Consider the following 7,123-nt stretch of genomic DNA (forward strand, 5'->3'; position numbering starts at 1 on the left):
CCACGCCGCCGGATCCTGCTTCTGCTGATTGGCCCACAATTCAAAGTGGAGCTTCGACCCGTCCAGGCTACCATCAGTGCCTACACGGGCGATGAGCTGGCCCTGGTCCACATATTGGTCCTCGACAACCGCTACGTCCTCAACGTGGGTGTAGACGGTGTACAGGTCCTTGCCGTGGTCAATGATCACCGTGGTGCCGTAGCCCCGAATGTAGGTAATGGTCGTCACCAGGCCATCGAGGACCGACCTCACAGGCGTGCCCGGCTGGGTGCGGATATCAATACCAGGATTTTCGGTAATGGTGTTCAGCTCGGGGTTGCGCTGTTGTCCAAAATAGGCCACGACCCGACCGGTAGTGGGCCATGGCAGCTTACCCTTATAGTAGGTAATGTCCGGTACCGTGGCCAGGTCGAGCTTGCGGCGCATTTCCGCCAGCTCCTCAGCTCGCTTCTCACGGTCGAATTCCAGACCGGCGATAATCCGTTCCATGTCCACGGCGGCTTGCCTTTTCCGGAGGAGTAACCGCTCATTATTATACCGATCCTGCTTGATATTGGTTATCTGGGCCTTGTGTTTGACTTTGTTTTCCCGCAGCAGAACCTCCTCCCGCTCCTTCTCCCGGAGCGCCTCCTGCTTCCGAATCCGATCCCGGGACAGTCGCCGCTGCTGCCCTTCAAGACGCTCGATCTCCTGCTTCACCTTGTTGGTGAGGTAGCGATCATAGTCAGCCGCTACTTTTAGGTATTTAGCCCGGTATGTGGCCTGGTTCCAGTTGTCAGAGGTGAGAATCAACTCCAGCATCGATGCCCGCCGCTGCTTGTATACATGGACAAACCGCTCGGCCAGCTTCGCCTTCAAGGCGGCGATCTCCGCCTCGCTTTCCTTGATAAGCTTCTGCGTCAGATTGATTGCCCTCGTCAGCTGCCGGCTCTCACTCTCTAAACCCTGGATCAAACGGCTGGTAAGGGAAATACGCTCCTCCAGGTTATAAAGGACATTCAGGGCATCCTTCTCCTCCTGCTCCTGCCGGGCAATGCGGCGCTCGTAAAGCCGAATTTCTTCCCGCAGACTTTCCAGCTCACCCTGTTTGGCTACAATCTGCTGGTCCAGCTCTTCCAGTTCCTGAAAACTCTGACCAGCCGCCAGAGTGAGCGTGAACACCACTGCCATCAGCATTGGCCGAAAAGAAAAATACATATTAATTAAAGGTAGAAGAGGTATTGCGATTAAGCAACGGTTTTGAGCTTTAGGCACTTGACATTTTGGATTCATAAAGGCCAACTTATCCTTATGCGCAGTGCCATCTGGGAGAACATTTTCCGCAGGCATGACGAAAGGTTATCCGAAACCGCCCTCGCAATCAGTCACGTTCCCGTTTTCAGGGGCCTCTCACGCAGAGAACTCAGAGCGGTTGAGAACATCATCCACCAGCGTGAATACCATGCCGGGGAGGCCATTTTCCACCAGGGCGATCCTGGACTCGGAATGTATATCATCATTAAGGGACAGGTACGGATCGTTAACAACCAGGACCCGGACAATCCAATCATCTATTCTGAACTTAACGACGGTGACTTTTTCGGAGACCTGGCGCTTGTTGATGAAGCGAACCGCTCCGCCACCGCCCTGGCCGCCGCCGACACGCGTGTCATCGCTTTCTTCCGCCCCGAATTGAAAGATATCCTCACCCGCTTCCCGAATCTGGGCAATAAAATCCTTATTAATCTGGCCAGCGTCATCGCCCAACGCCTGCGCAAAACCAACGACCTGCTCATCCAGGCCCAACAGCAGAACAACCGTGAGTCATCCTAACCGCCGCTGGATTCCAAGCAGGCGACGGACAGGCCTGGTCCCGGGCTTCTGACATGCCAGCAGAGTCCCTCACGCCAGCACGGAAATTCCTGCAAACCCTCATTCGCAGCTCGCAGATCATTGTCCCCCTCGCTGCGGTAATACTGCTCTGGAAGCATGTGGCCCCGGTCCTGCTACTGCTGGTCCTGGCCCTGCTCTTATACAGTATTCTCGCTCCCCTTGTCAATTGGCTGGAAAGCCACTTCGCAGGCAACCGCCTGCTGGCCGTCCTGACTGTATATCTCGCCATCATTCTCATCATCGTCGGGGCAGTATATATGCTGGGGGGAACGCTTATCGAACAGGCAAATACCCTGGTCGCGTCCTTTCAAGGGAAAAACCTGGAAGAACTCATCACCAACCTGAAGGAATCGGTGCTGGCGATCATTCCGCAATCCGCGCAACCGAGGGCCGAAGAATACCTTCTTTCCGTGGTCGAGTCCCCGCCCCCCTTTCTCTCCGACCTCGCTGGTAGCCTCGCTGGCATTGTTTTCGCACTCGCCGATATAGTCGGCAAACTCGTCCTCGTGCTGGTCTTCACCTTTATCCTGCTGCTGGAATCGAGGAACTTCAAGGTGCTCTTCATGCGAGCGGTGCCCAACGCCTACTTCGAAATGACCCTAAATCTGCTGGAGAAAATTCAGGCCCAGGTAAGCGGTTACCTTCGTGGTCAGGGAATGGCCGCCCTGAATGTGGGCATCCTCTCGACGATAGGGCTCTTCCTGATCGCCCAGTTTGGGGGCATCAAAATCCCCTACTTCGTCATTATTGGTATGCTCGCCGGACTGGCCAACCTGATTCCGTTCATCGGCCCCTTTGTCGGCATGGTCCCCGCAATTGCCGTCTACCTGATGACCCCGCAACCGGCCGGGATCAACGCCGTGGTGATCTTGGTGATCATCGCCATGTTCCTCACCGTCCAGGCCATCGACAATTTCTTCGTCTCTCCGAAGATCATGTCCGCCAACGTGGGGATACACCCCCTGGTTGTGATTGTGGTGATCATGATCGGCGGCTCCCTGATGGGGCCTTTGGGGATGCTCTTCGCCGTCCCCGCCTATGGGGTCTTGAAAGTGACCCTCGTAGAGGTGGTGTGGGGGCTTAGAGCATATCGGATTATTTAGGGTCCTGCGTCCAATTCAAGCCGGCGTATCGCGCAGCTCAAGTTCCCAGCCTCAGAAAGTAGCTATTTCATCAACACCATCTTGATGCTCTTGGTGAACGCAGGCGTTTCTCCACCCTGCAACGGGACAAGCAGGCGGACAATGTAGATGCCGGTGGGCATTTCACGGCCATCACTGCTGGTACCGTTCCAGATTACCTGGTGATAACCCGCTTCCATCCGCCCATCAACCAGCACAACGACCACCCGGCCCAGCAGGTCATACACCACCAGCCTGACCGCAGCAGCCGCAGGTAAGTCAAACCGGATGGCGGTGGCGGGATTGAAGGGATTGGGGTGGTTTTGGTATAAACGATACCTCGCTGGGACCGGGTCCCCATTCTCCAGACCCACGAAGGCATCGTACATCGCATGAACATGCTGGGGATCAGGGTTGGAGAGCTCCTGCTGGTCATCAAAGAAGCTCTCGACCCACTCCGGCAACGTCTGGGGAGCCTCACCCGACTGCATGGCCTGCCAGGCTTCGTCCGTCAGGCGATCCGCCATGGGCCAGACAAACTCGTAGTAGGAGAACATGCCACCACGGGTCACGTACAACTGGCCATTGATTTCCGTGATCACATAGAGACTGAGCGGATACCCGACCCCTTCCTCAAGCACCGTCAAGGTGTTAAAGTCCGTATGCACATCGGCAACGACAGCCATATCTTCATCCGTGTCCGATTCAAACTCCAATTCGGCGGGAAAAGAAGTAAGCTCGTCTAGGGTTTCGCCAATATTGATGATCACTTCATAGTCAGCGGTTGAAAGGTCCTGACCGACCAGCTCTTTCTCCGATATGGCCTTCAGAGACAGGAGCAATTCCTCCATATCATCATACCGCCAATCGAACTCCGGGAAGAACAAATCCCTGGTCGCAAGTCCCTCGGCGATGAATGCCGTGAGGGCCGCCAGCCGCGCATACAGCTGCGGATTGGGCTCCACATAGCCCGGGGTAAACGGTGCCCGGGGAGGTACACTAATCACCTCCGTTGCACTCTGCTTGGCATACAGAATCGTATCATGCCGCAGCTCACCCCATGAGCCCAGCGCGGCGATAAGTTCCCGGTCTTCCCAGGCCTGGTTCTGCATGAAGGTAGGATAGCCTTCACCTTTGGGGAATAGCAGGGGCATGAGCGAATAGAGCCAGTTCCAATAGAGGTTCTGGGCCCAGGTAGCAGCGGGCAGGACAGTGAATTGTTCCTTCAGGGTATCTATCTGCGCGACGTATTGGTGATCGCTGTGCTCGTTATAATAATCGTCCAGTATCTGCCAGGCCCGCTCCGAGCCTAACACGGTCATGACATCCAGGCCCCTGGGCATGAGCCGGTTCACCACAAAAGGATAGACCAGCTGATCGAGCATGTAGGAATCGGGAATATAGCGCTGCCCCATGAACCGGAAGCCTTTCTTCCAGGCATTGATCTCCGGCCAGGGCAGGTCGTCGGCTAATGTCCGGAACTGTTCCAGCAAGACATGATCAGCGAAGATGTCTACGGGCTGCTGGGCAAAATCGCCACCGTATACCTCGGTCATCACGCTCGCATAGTCGTGCAGCGTCAGATCATCCGCCTTGCCCACGAAGAACACGGTCGGGGCATAGATTCGGTCCCAGACGGTCAGGGCTGACTCGCCCCTGGTGGGGATATTATGCATGGCATGAACAAGTAGAAGCGCCTGCCGGGTAGCTTCTTTGATGGTCGCTTCAGGCATGAAGGGGTATTTGAGATGGAAGGTGATGCGGCCGTACCACATCATGGCCCGGAAGAAGCGCTGGAAGTCTGCATTGCGGGTATAGTGCCCCCGGGGGACGTACTGGCTGTAATCCTCTGAGTAAGTGAAAATGGGCGAATCAGCGGGACCGGCATGTGCCCCGATGAGGTCCAGCTCCTCCTGGACGATTTCCTGCACATCATCGGGGACGGTGAAGGTGCTGTCCAGCAGGACGGCCGCTACCGAGAAATAGGCCAGGTTTTTCAAAGCGGCCTGCTTGAGGGCGGAGTCGGAGATGGCGGCATAATGCTCCTGCGCGCGGACAACCAGGGCGGCCGTAAGGCTATCCAGATCGGGAACGAACTGATCCAGCTCCATAATCCGGAGGGTATAGTCGTACAGGATGTGGAAAGTGTGCAGCAGGGCATCGCTGGTCACGAAGATGGGGATCTGGTTATCCCGGCACTCATAATAAATATCATATATCTGCTTGTAGCCCGTGCCCTGCTGCCGGTTGGGTTGGAAGCGGGCTACGAAGCCGTTCTGGAGGAGGAGCGTCTGCTCAGCCGCTGAAAAATCGTAATCCGCAAAATTCACCACGTTGCTGAAATCAGACTCGACGGTGTAAGGTTCTAGCGAGGGAATCACATCCACTAGATAGGGACGGTAGGTGCCGAATTCCGTCTCCACATCGCTGGTAATATCGGCCAGCATCTGGGCTTTCAGTGGAACAATAAGCAGGACGCTAAATACGGTAATACTGAAGATCCGGTTCTTCATGATATTTCCCCCCTGCGAGGTTTCAAATTATGACCCTGTCATCAAATCAAACGCTTCTGAGATCCCCGTTTCTTCTACTTAATAGCCTTGAGCATTAATAACAACATCAATCGAAATTCTACCGCCTATTTACTTCAGCACTATACACTTCCTGATGGCGGAATACTCACCGGCCACGATTCGGTATAAGTAAATGCCTGACGCGACTTTCTCTGAATCCCAGCTGACCGTATGAAAACCTGCCTCTCTCTCCTCACTCACCAGGATGTCTACCAACCGCCCGGTAATATCATAAACCGCAATGGTAACGAATAGTCTTTTCGGCAACTGGAATGAAATCGTCGTAGCAGCATTAAACGGATTGGGATAATTCTGTTCAAGCCTTATCGTCCTGGGAATTATCTCTGTCGACGTCAATCCGCCCACTAGAAACTCATGTTGGTAAAGGTTATCGGGAGAATCCAGCCAGAATGACGGCTGCGCTGCCGTGATATCCATGAAGCTCGATGCCCACTCAGGCAGCTCGGACGGTGTGCTCCCGGCGAGCATCTCCCGCCAGGCTTCATCCGTCAGCCGGTTGGCTATCGGCTGAATAAATTCGTAGTAGGAAAATATAGCGCCCTGTGTGATCCGGATCGTCCCACCTTCATTTACAATTACAAAGATTCCCAGCGGATAGCCAACGCCCTCCTCCAGGCACCGGTCAGTGTTCGAGTCGGTATGAACATCGGCTATTACCGCCATGTCATCCGCCTCCTTCTCCCAGGGCTTTTGGGGATCCTTGACCTCAGTGACAAGATCCTCCATCACCTTGCCGAAGCAGAATATATTTTCGTAGTCCGATGTAGAGAGGGGAATATTTTCCAGCTCCTTGATGGAAATGTCTCTCAGGAACAAAAGTAATTCCGCGAACAGATCAAGCTTAGCCCTAAATCCCGCCAGAAGAAGATCACGCGCTTGAAGGCCTTCGCTGGTATAGCGCACCAGGCTGGCTAAACGGGCATACAGGAAGGGATTGGGTTCAACGTAACTTTTAGGGGGCCCCGGTGCTACCCCACACGGGCTCATACTTTGCTTGGCATAGAGAATGGTATCGTGCCGCAGCTCGGCCCATGAGGCCAGCGCGGTCAGGAGTTCCTTGTCCGCCCAGGCCAGGGTCTGCATAAAGACCGGGTAACCCGCTCCCTTTTCGTAGAGTAGCGGCATCAGGCAGTAGAGCCAGTTCCAATACAGATTTTGTGCCCAGGTCTCTGCCGGCAGGGCGGTAAACTCCGCTTTAAATTCGCTGATTTTTTCAGGATAGTTCTCGTAAGCGGTCTCCTGATAGACCGAATCAAGCAGCGTATAGGCCCGCTCCGATCCTAAAATGGTCATAATATCCAATCCTTTGGGCATCCAACGCTGATGTTCCGGGCTGCCGACATAGGGATAGATTAAGTGAGCAAACATGTAAGAATCAGGAATAAACCGCTGCCCCATGAAGCGGAAGCCCTTATAGGTGATGTAGGTATTGTATATCCAGTTGGGGATTTTCGGCTCGGGCAGCTTCTGGGCTTCGATCATGAACTCATCGAGGAGGAAGGAGTTGGCCAGGCTGTCCGGTGATAGCGTGAGAAA

Annotated in this window: 5 protein-coding genes; 2 read left to right on the plus strand and 3 right to left on the minus strand. The window is 54.6% G+C overall.

Going from position 1 to position 7,123, the window contains the following annotated elements; all coding sequences use genetic code 11:
• A partial coding sequence (locus tag ACETWG_11645) for a murein hydrolase activator EnvC (GenBank protein MFB0517239.1) occupies nt 1-1,170 on the minus strand: 1,170 nt, incomplete at its 3' end.
• A gap of 120 nt (nt 1,171-1,290) precedes the next feature.
• Between ACETWG_11645 and ACETWG_11650 the strand changes: the two genes are divergently transcribed.
• Entirely contained in the window at nt 1,291-1,812 is a 522-nt protein-coding gene (locus tag ACETWG_11650) for a cyclic nucleotide-binding domain-containing protein (GenBank protein ID MFB0517240.1), read from the plus strand.
• 53 nt (nt 1,813-1,865) lie between these two features.
• Entirely contained in the window at nt 1,866-2,975 is a 1,110-nt protein-coding gene (locus tag ACETWG_11655; GenBank protein MFB0517241.1) for an AI-2E family transporter, read from the plus strand.
• Nucleotides 2,976-3,037: 62 nt separating this feature from the next.
• Here ACETWG_11655 and ACETWG_11660 read toward each other — a convergent pair whose 3' ends face one another.
• Nucleotides 3,038-5,506 (minus strand): DUF3160 domain-containing protein, encoded by a 2,469-nt coding sequence (locus ACETWG_11660; GenBank protein ID MFB0517242.1) that lies wholly within the window; start codon nt 5,504-5,506, stop codon nt 3,038-3,040.
• A 129-nt stretch (nt 5,507-5,635) separates the two neighbouring features.
• The coding region (locus ACETWG_11665) for a DUF3160 domain-containing protein (protein ID MFB0517243.1) at nt 5,636-7,123 on the minus strand (1,488 nt) is incomplete at its 5' end.

The organism is Candidatus Neomarinimicrobiota bacterium (genome assembly GCA_041862535.1).
Taxonomy (GTDB): Bacteria; Fidelibacterota; Marinisomatia; order SCGC-AAA003-L08; family TS1B11.